The 16,378-nt window shown below is 72.6% G+C and carries 18 protein-coding genes; 7 read left to right on the top strand and 11 right to left on the bottom strand.

Going from position 1 to position 16,378, the window contains the following annotated elements:
- Window positions 1–27 precede the first annotated feature (27 nt).
- On the top strand, window positions 28–1,200 hold the full coding sequence (locus OGH68_RS04865) for a DUF6183 family protein (protein ID WP_264242071.1): 1,173 nt from the start codon (window positions 28–30) through the stop codon (window positions 1,198–1,200).
- A gap of 91 nt (window positions 1,201–1,291) precedes the next feature.
- On the opposite strand, the gene mug is transcribed toward OGH68_RS04865, so the two are convergent.
- The 3 genes from mug to OGH68_RS04850 form a co-directional block, all read right to left on the bottom strand.
- Window positions 1,292–1,861 carry a G/U mismatch-specific DNA glycosylase gene (gene mug, locus OGH68_RS04860; RefSeq protein ID WP_264249909.1) on the bottom strand — a complete coding sequence of 190 codons (570 nt, stop codon included), beginning with the start codon at window positions 1,859–1,861 and terminating at the stop codon, window positions 1,292–1,294.
- A complete protein-coding gene (gene purB, locus OGH68_RS04855) occupies window positions 1,858–3,300 on the bottom strand; it encodes an adenylosuccinate lyase (RefSeq protein ID WP_264242070.1) in 1,443 nt (480 codons plus the stop codon). The genes mug and purB overlap by 4 nt, the downstream gene beginning before the upstream one ends.
- An 83-nt stretch (window positions 3,301–3,383) precedes the next feature.
- Entirely contained in the window at window positions 3,384–4,178 is a 795-nt protein-coding gene (locus OGH68_RS04850; RefSeq protein WP_264242069.1) for an SGNH/GDSL hydrolase family protein, read from the bottom strand.
- 60 nt (window positions 4,179–4,238) lie between these two features.
- Between OGH68_RS04850 and OGH68_RS04845 the strand changes: the two genes are divergently transcribed.
- The gene (locus OGH68_RS04845; RefSeq protein ID WP_264242068.1) at window positions 4,239–5,243 is read left to right on the top strand and encodes a maleylpyruvate isomerase family mycothiol-dependent enzyme; all 1,005 of its coding nucleotides are present in this window, start codon (window positions 4,239–4,241) and stop codon (window positions 5,241–5,243) included.
- A 307-nt stretch (window positions 5,244–5,550) separates the two neighbouring features.
- Here the strand turns inward: OGH68_RS04845 and OGH68_RS04840 are convergent, their stop codons facing one another.
- The 3 genes from OGH68_RS04840 to OGH68_RS04830 all read right to left on the bottom strand — a co-directional run bounded on the left by OGH68_RS04840 (window position 5,551) and on the right by OGH68_RS04830 (window position 8,488).
- A complete protein-coding gene (locus OGH68_RS04840; RefSeq protein WP_264242067.1) occupies window positions 5,551–6,564 on the bottom strand; it encodes a hemolysin family protein in 1,014 nt (337 codons plus the stop codon).
- Window positions 6,561–7,907 (bottom strand): hemolysin family protein, encoded by a 1,347-nt coding sequence (locus tag OGH68_RS04835; RefSeq protein ID WP_264242066.1) that lies wholly within the window; start codon window positions 7,905–7,907, stop codon window positions 6,561–6,563. The genes OGH68_RS04840 and OGH68_RS04835 overlap by 4 nt, the downstream gene beginning before the upstream one ends.
- A 158-nt stretch (window positions 7,908–8,065) precedes the next feature.
- A complete protein-coding gene (locus OGH68_RS04830; protein WP_264249907.1) occupies window positions 8,066–8,488 on the bottom strand; it encodes a GNAT family N-acetyltransferase in 423 nt (140 codons plus the stop codon).
- 146 nt (window positions 8,489–8,634) lie between these two features.
- Between OGH68_RS04830 and OGH68_RS04825 the strand changes: the two genes are divergently transcribed.
- Genes OGH68_RS04825 through OGH68_RS04815 form a run of 3 tightly spaced genes read left to right on the top strand, consistent with a single transcriptional unit; the run spans window position 8,635 to window position 9,414 of the window.
- Window positions 8,635–8,850 (top strand): antitoxin, encoded by a 216-nt coding sequence (locus tag OGH68_RS04825; protein WP_264242065.1) that lies wholly within the window; start codon window positions 8,635–8,637, stop codon window positions 8,848–8,850.
- Window positions 8,847–9,218: a fic family toxin-antitoxin system, toxin component gene (locus tag OGH68_RS04820; protein WP_264242064.1), complete on the top strand. Its 372-nt coding sequence runs from the start codon at window positions 8,847–8,849 to the stop codon at window positions 9,216–9,218. The genes OGH68_RS04825 and OGH68_RS04820 overlap by 4 nt, the downstream gene beginning before the upstream one ends.
- Before the next feature lie 52 nt (window positions 9,219–9,270).
- Entirely contained in the window at window positions 9,271–9,414 is a 144-nt protein-coding gene (locus OGH68_RS04815; RefSeq protein ID WP_264242063.1) for a hypothetical protein, read from the top strand.
- Here the strand turns inward: OGH68_RS04815 and OGH68_RS04810 are convergent.
- From OGH68_RS04810 to bioB, 5 genes are all read right to left on the bottom strand, one after another.
- A complete protein-coding gene (locus OGH68_RS04810; RefSeq protein WP_264249905.1) occupies window positions 9,411–10,088 on the bottom strand; it encodes a class I SAM-dependent methyltransferase in 678 nt (225 codons plus the stop codon). The genes OGH68_RS04815 and OGH68_RS04810 overlap by 4 nt on opposite strands.
- A 67-nt stretch (window positions 10,089–10,155) precedes the next feature.
- On the bottom strand, window positions 10,156–10,509 hold the full coding sequence (locus tag OGH68_RS04805; RefSeq protein ID WP_264242062.1) for a VOC family protein: 354 nt from the start codon (window positions 10,507–10,509) through the stop codon (window positions 10,156–10,158).
- A 5-nt stretch (window positions 10,510–10,514) separates the two neighbouring features.
- A complete protein-coding gene (bioD, locus tag OGH68_RS04800; protein WP_264242061.1) occupies window positions 10,515–11,228 on the bottom strand; it encodes a dethiobiotin synthase in 714 nt (237 codons plus the stop codon).
- A 657-nt stretch (window positions 11,229–11,885) separates the two neighbouring features.
- Complete coding sequence (locus tag OGH68_RS04795; protein WP_264242060.1) at window positions 11,886–13,175, bottom strand: adenosylmethionine--8-amino-7-oxononanoate transaminase; 1,290 nt, start codon at window positions 13,173–13,175, stop codon at window positions 11,886–11,888.
- Complete coding sequence (gene bioB, locus OGH68_RS04790) at window positions 13,168–14,361, bottom strand: biotin synthase BioB (protein WP_264242059.1); 1,194 nt, start codon at window positions 14,359–14,361, stop codon at window positions 13,168–13,170. Before bioB ends, OGH68_RS04795 begins: the two co-directional genes overlap by 8 nt.
- Before the next feature lie 145 nt (window positions 14,362–14,506).
- Between bioB and OGH68_RS04785 the strand changes: the two genes are divergently transcribed.
- On the top strand, window positions 14,507–15,652 hold the full coding sequence (locus OGH68_RS04785; RefSeq protein ID WP_264242058.1) for an 8-amino-7-oxononanoate synthase: 1,146 nt from the start codon (window positions 14,507–14,509) through the stop codon (window positions 15,650–15,652).
- A gap of 234 nt (window positions 15,653–15,886) precedes the next feature.
- A complete protein-coding gene (locus OGH68_RS04780) occupies window positions 15,887–16,318 on the top strand; it encodes an ATP-binding protein (RefSeq protein WP_264242057.1) in 432 nt (143 codons plus the stop codon).
- The last annotated feature ends 60 nt before the right edge of the window (window positions 16,319–16,378 follow it).

The raw sequence follows: 16,378 nt of genomic DNA, 5'->3' as shown, positions 1-16,378 counted from the left end.
CGGCACCCGAAACGAGGTTCGTCCGCGATGACCTACGACATCACGCACACCGTCGCGGGCCTCTCCGCGGCCGGTTCAGCGGACGTCTCGGCGCTTTCCGAGGAGATCGACAGGCAGGTCCGTGCCGGCCGGCTCGACCGGGCCGGGGCCCTCGGCGAGCAGCTTGCCGCCCACGCCGCCACCGGGAAGGACGTCCAGTGGCAGCACGAAGTCCTCCTGCAGCGCCTCCTCCAGACCGTATCGGCCCACCCCGGGCCCCAGAGCGTCCGCACGCTTCTGCGCATCCCGGCCTCCTTGCGGTCCTCCGGCGCCGAACGCACGGCGGCCGAGCGGCGACTGGCGACCCTCATCGCCCACGGTCAGCGGATCGAGGACGTCGAGCAGGTGGTGTTCGCACCGGGAGCCGACTCGGTCCACTCCCTTGAGTTCGCCGCCTGCCTTCTCCAGGAGATGGTGCTCACCGGGGCACCGGTCGAGCAGTACGCCGCACTCCGCTCCTTCGCCGGCACACTCGTCGCCGCGCGGCACCCCCTCGCGGGTCTTCCCCTGAGCCTGCTGCCCGCGGAACGCGGTCTGCGCAGACCGCCGCACGCCGACGCCTCCTGGACCTGGACGGTGCCGCCCACGCCCTCCGTCACCTACGACGGCCCGGAACTCCACGCCTCACCGTCGTCACGCAGCCGCACCGCGGATCTCGACCTGACGGAGATCACCGGCGAAACCGCCGCCGTCGCCATGGGCGCGGCAGTGCAGCACTGGCGCGACAGCTCCAACGGGCTCGTCGCGACCCAGGAGTTCTGGTCGCCCGACCCGGTCGCGCCCGAAGACCTTCCGGCCGTCATCGAGCGGCTTCCCCTGATCCCCTGGCCGGAAGGGCAGCCCACCGACCGGTTGTACGCGTCGACCTCCGACGAGGTGCTTCGGGTCCTGCTCTCCGCGGCGGTGCGCAGCCCGGCCTACGGGGGCGGCATGTACGGCGCCTACGGGCGTCTCGCCGCGTGGCGCTCCCTCGGGGCACTGGCGGGCGCACCGGCGGACGCACCGATCGGCCGCACGGCGGAACTCGTCGAGCAGACGCACTGGTTCCGCCTGGGCACGTCGTCCCCGTGGTTCCAGGAGGTCGCCTGGGACCTCGCCGTGGCCGCGGTGCGACCCGGGGGACAGGAGATCGCGGTCCTGGCGGCCACGGACACCGACTGACCTCCGGCCCGACAGCCGACCGCCCGTCCCCGGAATCCCGCGCCGGCCCGCCACCGACCGCCCAATCCCCGGAAGCCCCGGGCCGGCCCGCTCACGGCCCGGCGTCCTCCCGGACCTGCCCGTCGGCTGCCTCGCGGAGCCTGCCGTACTCCTCGGCCATCGCCCGGAGCGACCAGTGCGCGTTCAGCCCGCTCGGGTTGGGCAGCACCCACACCCGCGCGCCGCCGATGGTCCGCTCCTGCGGACCGATCCGGGCCGAGCGCTCCCCGAACGCCGTGCGGTACGCCGTCACGCCGACCACGGCCAGCCAGCGGGGCTTCAGCCGCTCCACCTTCGCGACCAGCAGCCGGCCGCCCTCGCGGAACTCCTCGTCGCCGATCTCGTCGGCCCGGGCAGTCGTCCGTGCGACCACGTTCGTGATGCCGAGGCCGTGGCCGAGCAGCTCGCGCTGCTCCGACGGCTTCAACTGCCGCGGGGTGAAACCCGACAGGTGCAGCACCGGCCAGAAGCGGTTGCCCGGGCGGGCGAAGTGGTGACCGGTGGCACCCGACATCAGCCCCGGGTTGATGCCGCAGAACAGCACGGAAAGACCGCCCGCGACCACGTCCTCGATCACGCGGTCGCGGGCGGCCTCCAGCTCGGCCGGGGTCGGGCGGGTCAGAGGATCGCGCCCGGGGTGTAGGCGGCGGCCTCCGGGTGCTGCTTCGCGATCTCCTCCACACGGGAGACCACCGAGGCCACCTGGTCGCTCGCGGCACCCGTGAACGACAGCTTGTCCGCCATCAGTTCGTCCAGCTGGGCGCGGTCCAGCGGGATGCGCTCGTCGGCCGCCAGCTTGTCCAGCAATTCGTTGCGCTCCGCGCCCTGCTCCCGCATGGCCAGGGCAGAGGCGACCGCGTTCTCCTTGATGGCCTCGTGCGCGACCTCGCGGCCCACCCCGGCGCGGACGGCGCCCATGAGGACCTTGGTCGTGGCGAGGAACGGCAGGTAGCGGTCCAGCTCACGCGCGACGACCGCGGGGAACGCCCCGAACTCGTCGAGCACCGTCAGGAAGGTCTCCAGCAGACCGTCGAGCGCGAAGAACGCGTCGGGCAGCGCCACCCGGCGGACCACGGAGCAGGACACGTCGCCCTCGTTCCACTGGTCACCGGCGAGCTCGCCGGTCATCGACGCGTAGCCGCGCAGGATGACCATCAGACCGTTGACGCGCTCGCAGGAGCGGGTGTTCATCTTGTGCGGCATCGCGGACGAGCCGACCTGGCCCGGCTTGAAGCCCTCGGTCACCAGCTCGTGGCCTGCCATCAGCCGGATCGTCTTGGCCACCGAGGACGGCGCGGCCGCCAGCTGCACCAGAGCGGACACGACGTCGTAGTCCAGCGAGCGGGGGTAGACCTGGCCGACCGACGTGAACGCGTTGCCGAAGCCCAGGTGGGCGGCGATGCGCTGCTCCAGGTCCGCCAGCTTCGCCGCGTCGCCGCCCAGCAGGTCGAGCATGTCCTGCGCCGTGCCGACCGGCCCCTTGATGCCGCGCAGCGGGTAGCGGCCCAGCAGGTCCTCGAACCGTCCGTAGGCGACCAGCAGCTCGTCCGCGGCGGTCGCGAACCGCTTGCCGAGCGTCGTCGCCTGGGCGGCGACGTTGTGGGAGCGGCCGGCCATGACCAGCTCCGCGTACTCGCCCGACAGCCTGCCGAGCCGCGCCAGCACCGCGACCGTACGGTCACGCATCAGTTCCAGCGACAGCCGGATCTGGAGCTGCTCGACGTTCTCCGTGAGGTCACGGGAGGTCATGCCCTTGTGGACGTGCTCGTGGCCCGCGAGGGCGTTGAACTCCTCGATACGGGCCTTCACGTCGTGGCGCGTGACCTTCTCGCGCTCGGCGATCGACGCCAGGTCGACCTGGCCGAGCACCCGCTCGTAGTCGGCGAGCGCGGCGTCCGGCACCTCGATCCCGAGGTCCTTCTGCGCGCGCAGCACCGCCAGCCAGAGCTGACGCTCCAGCTTGACCTTCTGCTCGGGGGACCAGAGCACGGCCAGCTCCGCGGAGGCGTAGCGGCCGGCGAGAACATTGGGGATGCGAGGCTTCGCAGACACAGCAGTCACGTGAGCAGATTCTACTGTGGGTTTGCGCAGCTCAGCGCCCCGCCCATGGTTGTAGCTTGCTACGAGGGGGTCGTGCGGGCGGATCAGGCGCCGGCGGAGGACGTCCCGCCGGGCTCGTACGGCAGCAGTTCAGGCCGTTTCGCCGGCCTGCCGTCCCCGGAGGAACGCCCCGTCAGCCGCCGGCCGATCCACGGCCCCAGGTGCCTGCGGGCGAACTGCGCGTCGGCCACCCGCCGCGCCGCCCAGCTGCCCCGGAGCGCGGGAGGCAGCGGCGCCTTCCAGTCGTCCGCGGCGTCCAGACCGAGCGTCTGCCAGACCGCCTCCGCGACTCTCCGGTGCCCCTCGGCCGTCAGATGCAGCCGGTCCGCGTCCCACATCCGCTGGTCACCGAGGGCGGCACAGCCGTAGAGGTCGACGACGAGGGCACCGTGCCGTGAGGCGAGGGAGTCGACATGGGCGAACAGTTCCTCCATGCGCGCTCGGAACCGTTCCATCACCGGGCCCTGGCGGCCCGGGCTGCGCATCAGCACCAGCTGCCCGCACGCCGGCGCGAGCTTCTCCACCGCTTCCTCGAGGAGGTCGCGCACCCGGACCATGTCGCACTTGGGCCGCAGGGTGTCGTTCAGACCGCCGACCAGCGTGATCACGTCGGCGCCCATGGAGGCCGCGATGCCGACCTGCTCGTCGACGATCTGCCGGATCAGCTTCCCGCGCACCGCGAGATTCGCGTAGCGGAAGCCGGGAGTGCGGGCCGCGAGCCGGCCGGCGAGGACGTCCGCCCAGCCGCGGTACGAGCCGTCGGGCAACCGGTCGGACATGCCCTCGGTGAACGAGTCACCGACCGCGACAAAACTGGTGTAGTTGGCATTGATCTCCATGGCGCAGCGATCGTACCGCGCGGTAGGGTCCCTCGGTTCCGTATCCGGAGGGGAGCTTTCGTGAGTGACGCACTGCTCAATGCGCTGGCCGAAGCGCTGGCCGAAGTGGTGACCCTGATCGACACCTGCGACGACGACGTGCTCGACCCCGACACCGCCGTGAAGTGGCTGGAAGCCACCGGATTCCTGCTGGACAGACTGCCGCCCGCCGACCGTCGCGAGCTCGCGGCACTCGTCCGCAGGGCGGCGGACCGCCAGCCCGACGGCGGATGGCGCGACGACCTGCTCCGGGTGCCGGACGGCTTCGGCCTGGACGACGACCAGCACGAGCGGTACTGCGACGCCGTCGAGCGTCTCGTCGGCGAGTTCGTGGCGGCGGTACGGGGCGTGGACCCGGCGATCCCGGTGCCCACCTGCCCCGGCTGGACCGTGGGCGACCTGGTGAAGCACCACGGCACCACCCACCGCTGGGCGGAACACGTGGTGCGGACACGGGCCGCCGAACGCGTCTGGGCCCGTGACGTGCCCCTCGACCTGCCGGACGATCCGTCGGCCTACCCGGATTGGGTGGCCCGCAGCGCGGAAGCGGCCCTGCGTACCGTGCGCAAGGTGGATCCCGATCTGCCGATGTGGTCCTACGGGGAGGACCAGCGGGTCGCGTTCTACCCCCGGCGGCTGCTCTTCGAAGCGGTGATCCACCTCGCGGACGCGCAACTGGCCCTCGGACGCGAACCCCGGGTCGCGCCGGGCACCGCGGCGGACGGCATCGAGGAATTCCTGGAGAACCTGCCGCACTACTCGTGGATCACCGAGCGGCTCGAGGCACTGCCGGACGGCTCGGTCTCGCTCGTCGCACAGGACACCGGCGCGGCCTGGACGATCGCCTTCGGCGCGGCCGGCTTCTCGTGGACGAAGACGGCGTCGGCCGCGCCCGTCACGGTCACGTCCACCGCGGCGGACCTGCTGCTGCTCCTCTACGGCCGCCGCCGCCCGACGGCGGACCGTTTCACGGTCACGGGCCGCCGGGAGGTCCTCGACGGGTGGGTGGGCGCGATGGCGTTCTAGCGGCGGGCTTGTTCCCCTCCCCGCCCCTTCCCGAAACCGGGGGCTCCGCCCCCGTACCCCTGCGCCTCAATCGCCGGCGGGGCTGCTGTGCAGCCCGGCCGGCGGTACGCCCCCTACGCCTGGCGGCGTGGGAGGTGCCCCCCCTACGGCCGCCAGGCCGTAGGGGGAGATTGAGGACACCGCGCGAAGCGCGGTACCGGGGTTTGGGGCTTGGCCCGCCACGCGGCGGAGCCGCACATCGGTGCAACGGGACGGGGCGGGGAGGGGAGAGCGCCCCGCGCAGCGGCCCGCCCGCCCCGCGCCCCCGTCACCCCGGTCGGCCCACCAGCTCCCGCAGGATGTCCTCCATCGTGACCAGACCCTCCGGCCGGCCGTCCTCGTCGAGGACGGCCGCCAGGTGCGTGCGGCTGCGCCGCATCGCCGTGAGGACGTCGTCGAGCGGGGTCGTCGCCCGCACCCGCGCGATCGGCCGCATCGCCGCCACGGGGAACGCCACATCCCGTGGCGCCGCGTCCAGCGCGTCCTTCACATGCAGGTAGCCGAGGATGCGGCGCCCAGCGTCCACCACCGGGAACCGGGAGAAGCCCGAGTCCGCGGAGAGCGCCTCCAACTGCTCCGGCGTCGTACCGGCCTGCGCGTACACCACGCGCTCGATGGGCATCACGACGTCGCGCACGGGCCTGCGGCCGAGTTCGAGGGCGTCCCGCAGCCGCTCCGCGGAGCGGTCGTCGAGGAGGCCGGCCTCGCCGGCGTCCTGGACCAGGTTCGCCAGCTCGTCGTCGGAGAAGGTCGCGGACACCTCGTCCCTCGTCTGGACCCGCAGCAGCTTCAGCAGACCGTTCGCGAACGCGTTGATCATGAAGATCACCGGCCGCAGCGCCCGCGCGAACGCCACCAGCGGCGGCCCGAACCACAACGCGCTGCGCAGCGGCTCGGCGAGCGCGACGTTCTTCGGCACCATCTCGCCGAGCAGCATGTGCAGGTACGTCGCGAGCGACAGGGCGATGACGAACGAGATGGGGTGGACCGCCCCGTGCGGCACACCCACCGCGTCGAAGACCGGCTCCAGCAGATGTGCGATGGCCGGCTCGGCGACGATGCCGAGGACCAGGGTGCACAGGGTGATGCCGAGCTGGGCGGCGGCCATGAGCGCCGAGACGTGCTGGAGGCCCCACAGCACGCTGCGGGCCCGGCGGTTGCCCGCCTGCGCCTCCGGCTCGACCTGGCTGCGCCGCACCGAGATCAGCGCGAACTCCGCGCCGACGAAGAAGGCGTTGAGGACCAGCGTCAGCAGGCCGACGAAGAGCTGGATCGCGATCATCGTCCCGCCTCCTCGGTCTCGTCGGACGGCCGGTCCGCGGCGAGCGGAGCGTGCATCAGCACCCGCGCCGCGCGCCGCCCGGACGCGTCGACGACGTCGAGCTGCCAGCCGGCCATGTCGATCCGGTCACCCCCGGCGGGTATGCGTCCCAGCTCGGTGGCGACGAGGCCGGCCAGTGTCTCGTAGGGGCCGTCCGGCACGCGCAGGCCGATGGCCGCCAGCTGGTCGGTGCGCGCGGCACCGTCGGCCGACCACAGGGACCGTCCGTCGGCGTCCTCGCCCGCCGGAGCCAGGTCGGGTGTCTCGTGCGGATCGTGCTCGTCGCGCACCTCTCCGACGACCTCCTCCACGATGTCCTCCATCGTCACCACTCCGGCGGTGCCGCCGTACTCGTCGATGACGACGGCCATGGTGGATTTGCCCTGAATGCGGTCGAGCAGCCGGTCGACGGTCAGCGACTCGGGCACCAGCACCGGTTCGCGCAGCAGCTCGGAGACCCGCAGGCGCGGACGGCGCTCCGCGGGCACGGCCAGCACGTCCTTGATGTGGGCGATGCCGACGACGGTGTCGAGGTTGCCCCGGTAGACCGGGAAGCGGCTGAGGCCGGTCGCCCGGGTCGCGTTGGCGACGTCCTCGGCCGTGGCCTGCGCCTCGAGGGCCGTCACCTGCACGCGCGGGGTCATGACGTTCTCCGCGGTGAGCTCGCCGAGGCCGAGGGTGCGGACGAAGAGCTCGGCGGTGTCCGCCTCAAGCGCGCCCTCCTTGGCCGAGTGACGGGCCAGCGCGATCAGCTCCTTGGGGCTGCGGGCGAAGGCGAGCTCCTCCGTGGGTTCCAGACCGAGCCGCGTCACGATGCGGTTCGCGGTGCTGTTGAGGTGGGAGATCAGCGGCCGGAAGGCGGCGGTGAAGATCCGCTGCGGCGTGGCGACCACCTTGGCGACGGCCAGCGGGGAGGAGATGGCCCAGTTCTTCGGGACCAGCTCGCCGACGACCATCAGCACGACGGTCGACAGCCCGGTGCCGATGACCAGAGCCACGGACGAGGCGACAGAGGGGGAAAGGCCGACGTCCTCGACCGGTCCGCGGATGAGCGCGGCGATCGAGGGCTCGGCGAGCATACCGACGACCAGGTTGGTGACGGTGATGCCGAGCTGTGCGCCGGACAGCTGGAACGTGAGGCTGCGTACGGCCTTGAGGGCGCCGGCCGCGCCGCGTTCGCCGCGCTCCGCGGCCCGCTCGAGATCACCGCGCTCCACCGTCGTGAGGGAGAACTCCGCCGCGACGAAGGCCCCGCAGGCGACGGAGAGCAGCACCGCTACAGCGAGCAGAAGCAACTCGGTCATCGGTTCACCTCCGTCCCATGATCGGACAGCGGGAGGAGGATTGCGCGATGTCGGCTACTGGGAGGCTCGTCCATGGACGGACGCTCACACCTTTCGTACGGGGAGTGGACAGTGCTCCCATGGTAAAGGATCAGCAAAGGCGCTTGGTGCGTCAGCGCTCAGGCGAAGGGCTTGACCCAGCGGCGCCAGTGGTCCTCGCGCAGGTACCCGGCGGACTCCCACGCCCGCTGCGCCCGTTCGTTGGCCTCGAGCACCATCGCGTCCCCGCGCCGGCCGCCCACCGCGGCGAACCGCTTCTCGGCCGCTGCCAGCAGTGCCGCAGAGATTCCGCGCCGGCGGTGGGAGGGCAGCACCGCCAGCCGGTACAGGGAGCAGCGCCATCCGTCGTAACCGGCGATCACCGAGCCGACGAGGACGCCGTCGCGTTCGGCCAGGATGAGCGCCTCGGGGTCACGTGCGATGAGGCGTGTGACGCCGTCCGCGTCGTCGGTGATGCTGGTGCCCTCCGCGGCCTTTTTCCAGAAGCCGAGAACGGCCTCGGCCTCGTCGGGAGCGGCATTGCGGATCCGCAGGTCGGTCAGGGTGCTGGTCAGCGGGTCGGTCATGGCCGCGAGCCAAGCACGCCGCCCGTCGCGCCCGCCACCGGCTTTCACGGTGCGGGACGGACGACCGGTGGGAGGGGGACGCGCACTTGCGGATGCTAGCGGCATCGCGCTAGCTTGATGGTGTGGCGAAGACCCAGCTGAACGTACGCGTGGACGAGTCCACCGCGGAGACCGCCCGGCAGCGGGCGCTGCAACGCGGCCTGAGCATGAACCGCTACATCGAGGAACTGGTCAAGCAGGACGCCGGTGAAGCGGGACGCACCTTCGTCGACGCGGCGGCCGACTTCATGAAGCAGTACGAGTCGGTCTTCGCCGAGGAGTTCGGCGACAAGCGTTGAGCCTGCGGATCGACCTCGCCTGGCTGCTCATGGTGGCCGAGCACAAGACTCCCGGTGATCCCCAGGTCACGGACTGGGGAGCGCTCGTCGCCGCCGTCAGCCGCCACGAGGCGGAGATATTCGGCGTCCCCGTCTACGGCGACCCCGCCTCACGCGCCGCCGCACTGCTGCAACTTCTGCTGCATGTGCCCGCGCTGGAACGCTCCAACGCCATGTTCGCGTCGGCCGTCGCGTACGGCTATCTCGTCGCCTGCGGACTGAAGGTCGTCACCTCGCCCGAACAGGTGCGGGACCTGGCCCGGCTGGTCAAGGAGGGCAAGGCCGACGTCCGGCGGATCGCGGAGGAACTGCGCGGGTGGAGCGCGTGACGCTGCCGCGCCCGCGCCATCGGTGCGCAGCCGCTGTCGTGCACTCGCAGGAATGGCAGCCAATACACCCAATACATCGGAGCGGGCAGGGGAGTTCGCCTCGTTCGGGACGGTCGACGAGGTGCTGGAGCATCACGGGGAACAGAACATCGGCGACGGCCTCCGGTCGGGACCGGCCGGACGGCGCCTGGACTAGGCAGACTCCCGCGGCCGGCGGGCGACGCCCAGTACGCACGGTGAGGTGGGCAGCTGCGGTCCGCCGTCCGGGATGCGGAACCGCCGGTAGGGGCCGAGTTCGAACCCCGCTTCCTCGATCGCGGCGACCGGGTCGCGGGCGGTGTGGCAGCCGCCGAACAGCAGCGGCCACACGGTGCCGTCGAGGACCCGCTGAGCCGTCGCGAGACCGCGGCCGTCCGCGAGTCCGTGCTCGAAGAACCGCAGTTCCCCGCCGGGCCGCAGGACCCGCCTGATCTCGGACAGCGCCCGCGGCAGATCCCGTACGGTGCACAGCACCAGAGAGGCGATCACCGCGTCGAAGCCCTCGCTCTTGACCGGCAGGGCCTCGGCGGCGCCGGGCACCACATCCACCGGCACCTCGGCGCGCAGCGCCGCCTCCACGGCCAGCTTCCGCAGTGTGCGCTCCGGTTCGAGGGCGACCACCTCGGAGACGGTGGCCGGATAGTGCGCGAAATTCAGTCCGTTGCCCGCGCCGATCTCGATCACCCGGCCGGACAGCCCCTCCAGCAGCTCGGCCCGGTAGGCGGCGATGCCGCCCTTGAGGTCGGCGCTCACGCTGATCTTCGCGTAGAAACGGGCGAAGAGCGGATGGTGGACGGCGTCCTTCGGGACCTTCGTGCCGCGCTGAACCATCGGGACCATGGGGGCCTCCATGAGACGGACGGGCCGGTCACCGTCATTCTCCCCCGGCCGGTGCGGATCAGGCGTCGAGCGGCGCCACGAAGCAGAATTCGTTGCCCTCCGGGTCGCGCAGGACCTGGAACCGGCCGTGGTCGTCGGTGACGACCGCACCGAGGAGCTCCGCACCCAGCCGGACCGCCTCGTCCGCCGCCGCGTCGACGTCGCCCGCGTCCAGGTCCAGATGCAGCCGGTTCTTGGCCGACTTGCCCTCCGGCACGCGCTGGAAGGCGACGCGTACGAACCCGGGCGGATCGATGTATGACCAGTCGTCGGAACGGTCCACCGGATCGCCGCCGAGGAGCGCGGCCCAGAACCGCACCAGCCGGGCCGGGTCGTGGCAGTCGAAGACGACCTCGTCGATCTTTGCGCGCATGGAATTCAGCCTACGGCGGCGGTGAACGCCCCGGCATCCCACCGGCCGCCCAGGCGTGGCGCCAGCCATGCGGCGGCCCGCTGCCTGAACTCGACGGGAGCGAGCGCGCCCGCGCCCTCGGGGACGACGCCCAGCAGCGGGGCGCCCGCCGCCTCCGGCAGATCGGCGAGATTGCAGCGGGCGGCGAGATCCGGCCCGGCCGGCCAGCTCCCGACCACGACGCCCAGCTGCTCCAAGTCCCTTGCGCGCAGGGCTTCCGCGGTCAGGGCGGTCATATTGAGCGTGCCGAGCCCGGCGGGAGCGACGACGAGCACGGGCGCGGCGAGCTCGGCGGCCACGTCGGCGAGTGTGGCGCCGGCGTCGTCGAGCCGTACGAGCAGGCCGCCGGCGCCCTCGACCAGCACCAGGTCGTGCTCACTCGCGAGCTTCTCGGCGGCCTCTGCCACCTGGTGGGGGCGCACCGGAGGAAGCCCGGCCCGCCGGGCGGCGGTGGCGGGCGCCAACGGTTCCGGGAAACGGGCGAGTTCGCTCCGTGTGACGTTGCCGGCGAGCCGCCGCACCACGTCGACGTCGCCGTCCTCACCGGGCGCGACCCCGGTCTGCGCGGGCTTCACGACGGCGACGGACCGTCCCTGCGCGAGCGCGGTCGCGGCGACGGCCGCGGTGACGACGGTCTTGCCGATCTCGGTTCCGGTACCGGTGACGACGATCACTGCCATGTGCGTCTGCGCCTTTCGTTCGTTCGGACTGCCTGATCTCCCCCCACCCCACCCCAGGTACCCACAGCGAGGCTGGAACGTGCCGGTCCCGTCGGGGCTCCGCCCCGAACCCCGCGCCTCAATCGCCGGCGAGGCCGGATTTCGCTCCCGCCGGACGGCTGGGTGCCGCGGAGCGGTATTTGGGCCCGGCTCGGGGGTACCCCCAGGCCGCCAGGCCGTAGGCGGAGTTTGAGGTCACCGCGCGAAGCGCGGTACCGGAGCCCGGGGCGGAGCCCCGAAACCGCCCGCGGGGCGGTACGGGCCGGGCGAAGCCCGACCCCGGCACCCGAGTCCGGGGCGCGGGCCGGAGGGTCCCGGTTCGGCGGCCGGGCCGGGCGCGCGGCCCTGGCGGGCGTGCCGGGAGCCCCTGCCCTGACCCCGGCGGGGGGAGGCCGGGAGCCCCAGCCCGAGCCCGGTTGGGGCAGGCTGGGAGCCCCAGTCCGAGCCCGGTGGGGGCGGGCCGGGAGCCCCTGCCCTGAGCCCGGTGGGGGCAGGCTGGGAGCCCCTGCCCCAGCTCAGCCCGAGCCCGAGCCCGGCAGGACGGCCGGGGCCGCGCCCCGGTTCGGGAAGGGGCGGGTAGGGGACAGGCCCGCCGCAGGCGCCACGCGCCACCATCCGTCACCCCGCCGCTGCCGCCGCCCGTACCGCGCGGCAGATCCGGTCGACATCCTCGTCGCTCGTGACGTACGGCGGCATCGTGTAGACGAGGTCACGGAACGGCCGCAGCCAGACGCCCTCCCGGACCGCCGCCGCCGTGGCCGCCGCCATGTCGATCTCGTGGTCGAGCTGGACGACGCCGATGCCGCCGAGGACCCGGACGTCCCGCACCCCGGGCAGTGCGGCGGCCTCGGCGAGCCCGTCCCGCAGGCCCGTCTCGAGGCGTTTGATTTCCTGCTGCCAGTCCTGGCCGAGCAGCAGGTCGATCGAGGCGCAGGCGACGGCCGAGGCCAGCGGGTTGCCCATGAACGTCGGGCCGTGGGCCAGCACCGGGACCTTGCCCCGCGAGATCCCCTCCGCCACCCGCGCGGTGCACAGCGTCGCAGCCATCGTCAGATAGCCGCCGGTCAGCGCCTTTCCCAGGCACATCACATCCGGCGCGATCCCCGCGTGCCCGGCCGCGAACAGCGTGCCGGTACGTCCGAAGCCGGTCGCGATCTCGTCGAGGACCAGCAGCACGCCGTACTCGTCGCAGGCCTCCCGCAGCACCCGCAGGTACTCGGGGGAGTGGAAGCGCATGCCGCCCGCGCCCTGGACGACAGGCTCCACGATGATCGCCGCCAGCTCGTCGGCGTGCCGGGCGACGAGCTCGCGCAGGCCCTGCGCGTACGACTCCTCGTACGCGGCGGGCGGCGCGTCCGCGAAGAGCTGGCGGGGCAGTACGCCCTGCCACAGCTCGTGCATGCCGCCCTCCGGGTCGCACACCGACATCGGCTGCCAGGTGTCGCCGTGGTAGCCGCCGCGCCAGGTCAGCAGCCGCTGCTTGGCGGGGCGGCCCACCGAGCGCCAGTACTGGAGGCACATCTTCACCGCGACCTCGACGGACACCGAACCCGAGTCGCACAGGAAGACATGCCGCAGCGGCTCCGGCGTGATCTCGACCAGTCGGGTGGCCAGGCGTACGGCCGGCTCATGGGTGAGCCCGCCGAACATCACATGGCTCATCCGCCCCAGCTGCGCGGTCGCCGCCTCGTTGAGCACCGGGTGGTTGTAGCCGTGGACCGCGGACCACCAGGAGGACATGCCGTCGACCAACTCGCGCCGGCCGTGGACCTCTTCGGCGAGCCGCAGCCGCACCCCGGAGGCGGACTCGACGACCAGCGGGTCCGTACGGCCCGGCATCGGGCCGTACGGGTGCCAGACGTGGGCCCGGTCCAGCGCCCGCAGTTCGGCGGGGGTGAACTCAGGCATTGGGCGCGAGATCCGTCCCGGCGCCCCGGCGGCGCACCGCGACCAGGTCTCTACGGGCACCGGGGACCTCGGACGCCGGCTCGGCCGCCGGAATCCCGGACGCCTCCCCGGCCGGCGCGGCGTCCGAGCAGCCGCCCTCGCCGCCCTTCTCGCCGCACACGGACCCGCAGCCGCCGCCCGCGGCGCGGTGGCCGGGCAGGGTCGTCGTGTCCGTGCCCTCGACCTCGAAACCGGCGTCGGTGATCATGTCCAGGTCGGCCTTGCCGGCCTGGCCCTCGCTGGTCAGGTAGTCGCCCAGGAAGATCGAGTTGGCGAGGTGCAGTGCGAGCGGCTGCATCGAGCGCAGATGCACCTCGCGCCCGCCGGCGAGCCGGACCTCCACGTCGGGGCAGACGAACCGGGTCATCGCGAGGATGCGCAGACACCGCTGGGGCGTGAGGTGCCATTCCTTGGCCAGGGGGGTGCCCTCGAACGGGATCAGGAAGTTCACCGGGACCGAGTCCGGGTCGAGCTCCCGCAGCGCGAAGACGACGTCGACCAGGTCCTCGTCGCTCTCGCCCATGCCGGCGATGAGCCCGGAGCACGCGGACAGGCCCGCGGCGTGCGCCTTGGTGACGGTGTCGACGCGGTCCGCGTAGGTGTGGGTGGTGGTGATGTCCCCGTACGTCCCCTCGGACGTGTTCAGGTTGTGGTTGTACGCGTCGGCGCCCGCGTCGCGCAGCCGCTCGGCCTGACCGTCCGAGAGCAGCCCGAGGCACGCGCACACCTCGACGCCCTCGTTCTGTTCCTTGATCGCCTCGATCGTCTTCGAGACCCGGTCCACGTCCCGGTCCGTCGGGCCGCGCCCGCTCGCGACCAGGCAGACCCGCTTCGCGCCGCCCGCGACACCGGCCGCCGCGGCCTCGGAGGCCTCCTCGGGCTTCAGCCAGGTGTACTTGAGGATCTCCGCCTTCGAGCCGAGCCGCTGGGAGCAGTACGAGCAGTCCTCCGGGCACAGGCCCGACTTCAGGTTGACGAGATAGTTCAGCTTCACCCGCCGCCCGAACCACTGCCGGCGCACCTTGCCGGCCGCGGCCACCACTTCCAGCACGTCGTCGTCGGAGGTCGCCAGTACGGCGAGCGCTTCTTCACGGGTCGGCAGCTCGCGCCGCAGACCCTTCTCCACCAGCGTGTTCAGGAGGTCCATGGCGCAGATCCTTGCGTACGGCACGGGCCCGGGCCAAGGAGGAACTCCACAACAGGGCCGTTTCGAGGTGTGTGCATGGCCACACCCGACAGGCGCTCGGGCCGGGCTAGGGTCTGTCCGCTGCCTACAAAAGGACCGGACCACCATGCCGCAGGATCCTTTCGACTGGATCGACGAGGAGTCGCGCCGCCGCGAGCACGCGGGACTGGTCCGTACGCTCAGGCCGCGCGCCGCCGAGAGTGATCTCCTCGACCTGGCGAGCAACGACTATCTCGGGCTGACCCGCCACCCGGAGGTCACCGAGGGGGCCGCGCGGGCAGCCAGGCGGTGGGGCGCGGGGGCCACCGGCTCCCGTCTCGTCACCGGCAGCACCGAGCTCCACGCCGAACTGGAGGGCGAGCTCGCCGACTTCTGCGGCTTCGAGGCGGCTCTCGTGCTGTCCTCCGGCTACGCGGCGAACCTCGCCGCGGTCACCGCGCTCGGCGGCCGGGACGCGCTCGTCGTGTCCGACGCGGGTAACCACGCCTCCATCGTCGACGGCTGCCGGCTGTCCCGCGCGGAGACGTCGGTCGTCCCGCACGCCGATGTCGAGGCCGTGCGCAAGACGCTCGACGCGCACCCCGGCCGCCGGGCCCTCGCTGTCACCGACTCGGTCTTCTCCGTCGACGGTGACGCCGCGCCCCTGCCGGGTCTCGCCGACGCCTGCCGTGAGCTGGGCGCGGCGCTTCTCGTCGACGACGCGCACGGGCTCGGGGTCCTCGGTGACGGCGGCCGGGGCGCTCTTGACGCCGCGGGGCTGGCGGGCGCGGCGGGCACCGTCGCCACGCTGACGCTGTCCAAGTCCCTGGGCAGCCAGGGCGGCGCGGTCCTCGGCCCGGCCCGTGTCATCGACCACCTGGTCAACACCGCGCGGACGTTCATCTTCGACACCGGGCTGGCACCGGCCGCGGCCGGTGCCGCGCTCGCGAGCCTGCGGGTGCTGCGCCGCGAGCCCCGCCTCGCCGGCCGGGCGCGCGAGGTGGCGGTGACGCTCCACCGCCGACTGACCGACGCCGGGTTCACCGCCGCCCGGCCGGACGCCGCCGTCGTCTCCGTGCGCGCGCCGTCACCGGACGCGGCGCTGCGCTGGGCGGCGGACTGCCGGGCGGCGGGACTGGTCGTCGGATGCTTCCGGCCGCCGTCCGTGCCGGACGGGATCTCCCGTATCCGGCTCACCGCCAGGGCGGATCTCACGCAGCGCCAGATCGACACGGCGATCTCCACGATCATCGGGACGGCGCCCGGCCGTTGAGGCCGGTGCCGTGCCCGGTCGCCGTGGACGAACTCTCGGCCGGGGGCCTCAAATACGGTCTCCCGTAGCAGAGTTCACCGCATCGAGCGACAGAAATGTATGTATCTCGGTGGATCACCGACCCTGAGGGGCGATAAGTGGCAGTCTGACGCGGAAGCGTAATCCGTGGCCGTTCCTGCGTTTCATCCGCTACGAGTCGGAGCCCGGCCGCGGTGGGAAAGGGACAGCGCCGCCATGGCAGACCACCAAGAAACATCCGTCACTCTGCCGAGCGACCCGGCGTCGGTCTCCGCCGCGCGGAGACATGTCACGGACGCCGTGTGCGAGTGGGGGCTGGAGCCCGACGCCGAGGCGGTCGACGTCGTCCGGCTGATCGTGTCCGAGCTCGCCACCAACGCCGTTCAGCACACCTTCGGCCAGTCACCGACGTTCACGGTGGACCTGCGCCTGGAACGCGACGAACAGCTGTGCATCGGCGTCACCGACAGCCATCCGCGCTGGCCGCGGCGGCTGCCCGCCGCCGTCCGCCAGGACAACGGCCGCGGCATGGTCATCATCCGTACCCTCACCGCCGAGTGCGGCGGCCGGCTGACCGTCACGCCCACCGCGGAGGGCGGCAAGACCGTCTGGATCGCGCTGCCCTGGTCCGTCCCCGTACAGAACTGACCGGTGCCGGCGCCCGGCGCAGGAGGGCGGCGACCCCGTCCGGAGCGCGTGAGGCACCCA

Origin of the sequence: Streptomyces peucetius (assembly GCF_025854275.1) — a bacterium.
Taxonomy (GTDB): Bacteria; Actinomycetota; Actinomycetes; order Streptomycetales; family Streptomycetaceae; genus Streptomyces; species Streptomyces peucetius_A.
Note: the sequence above shows the minus strand (reverse complement) of the source record. Positions and strands in the feature narration are given on the sequence as shown.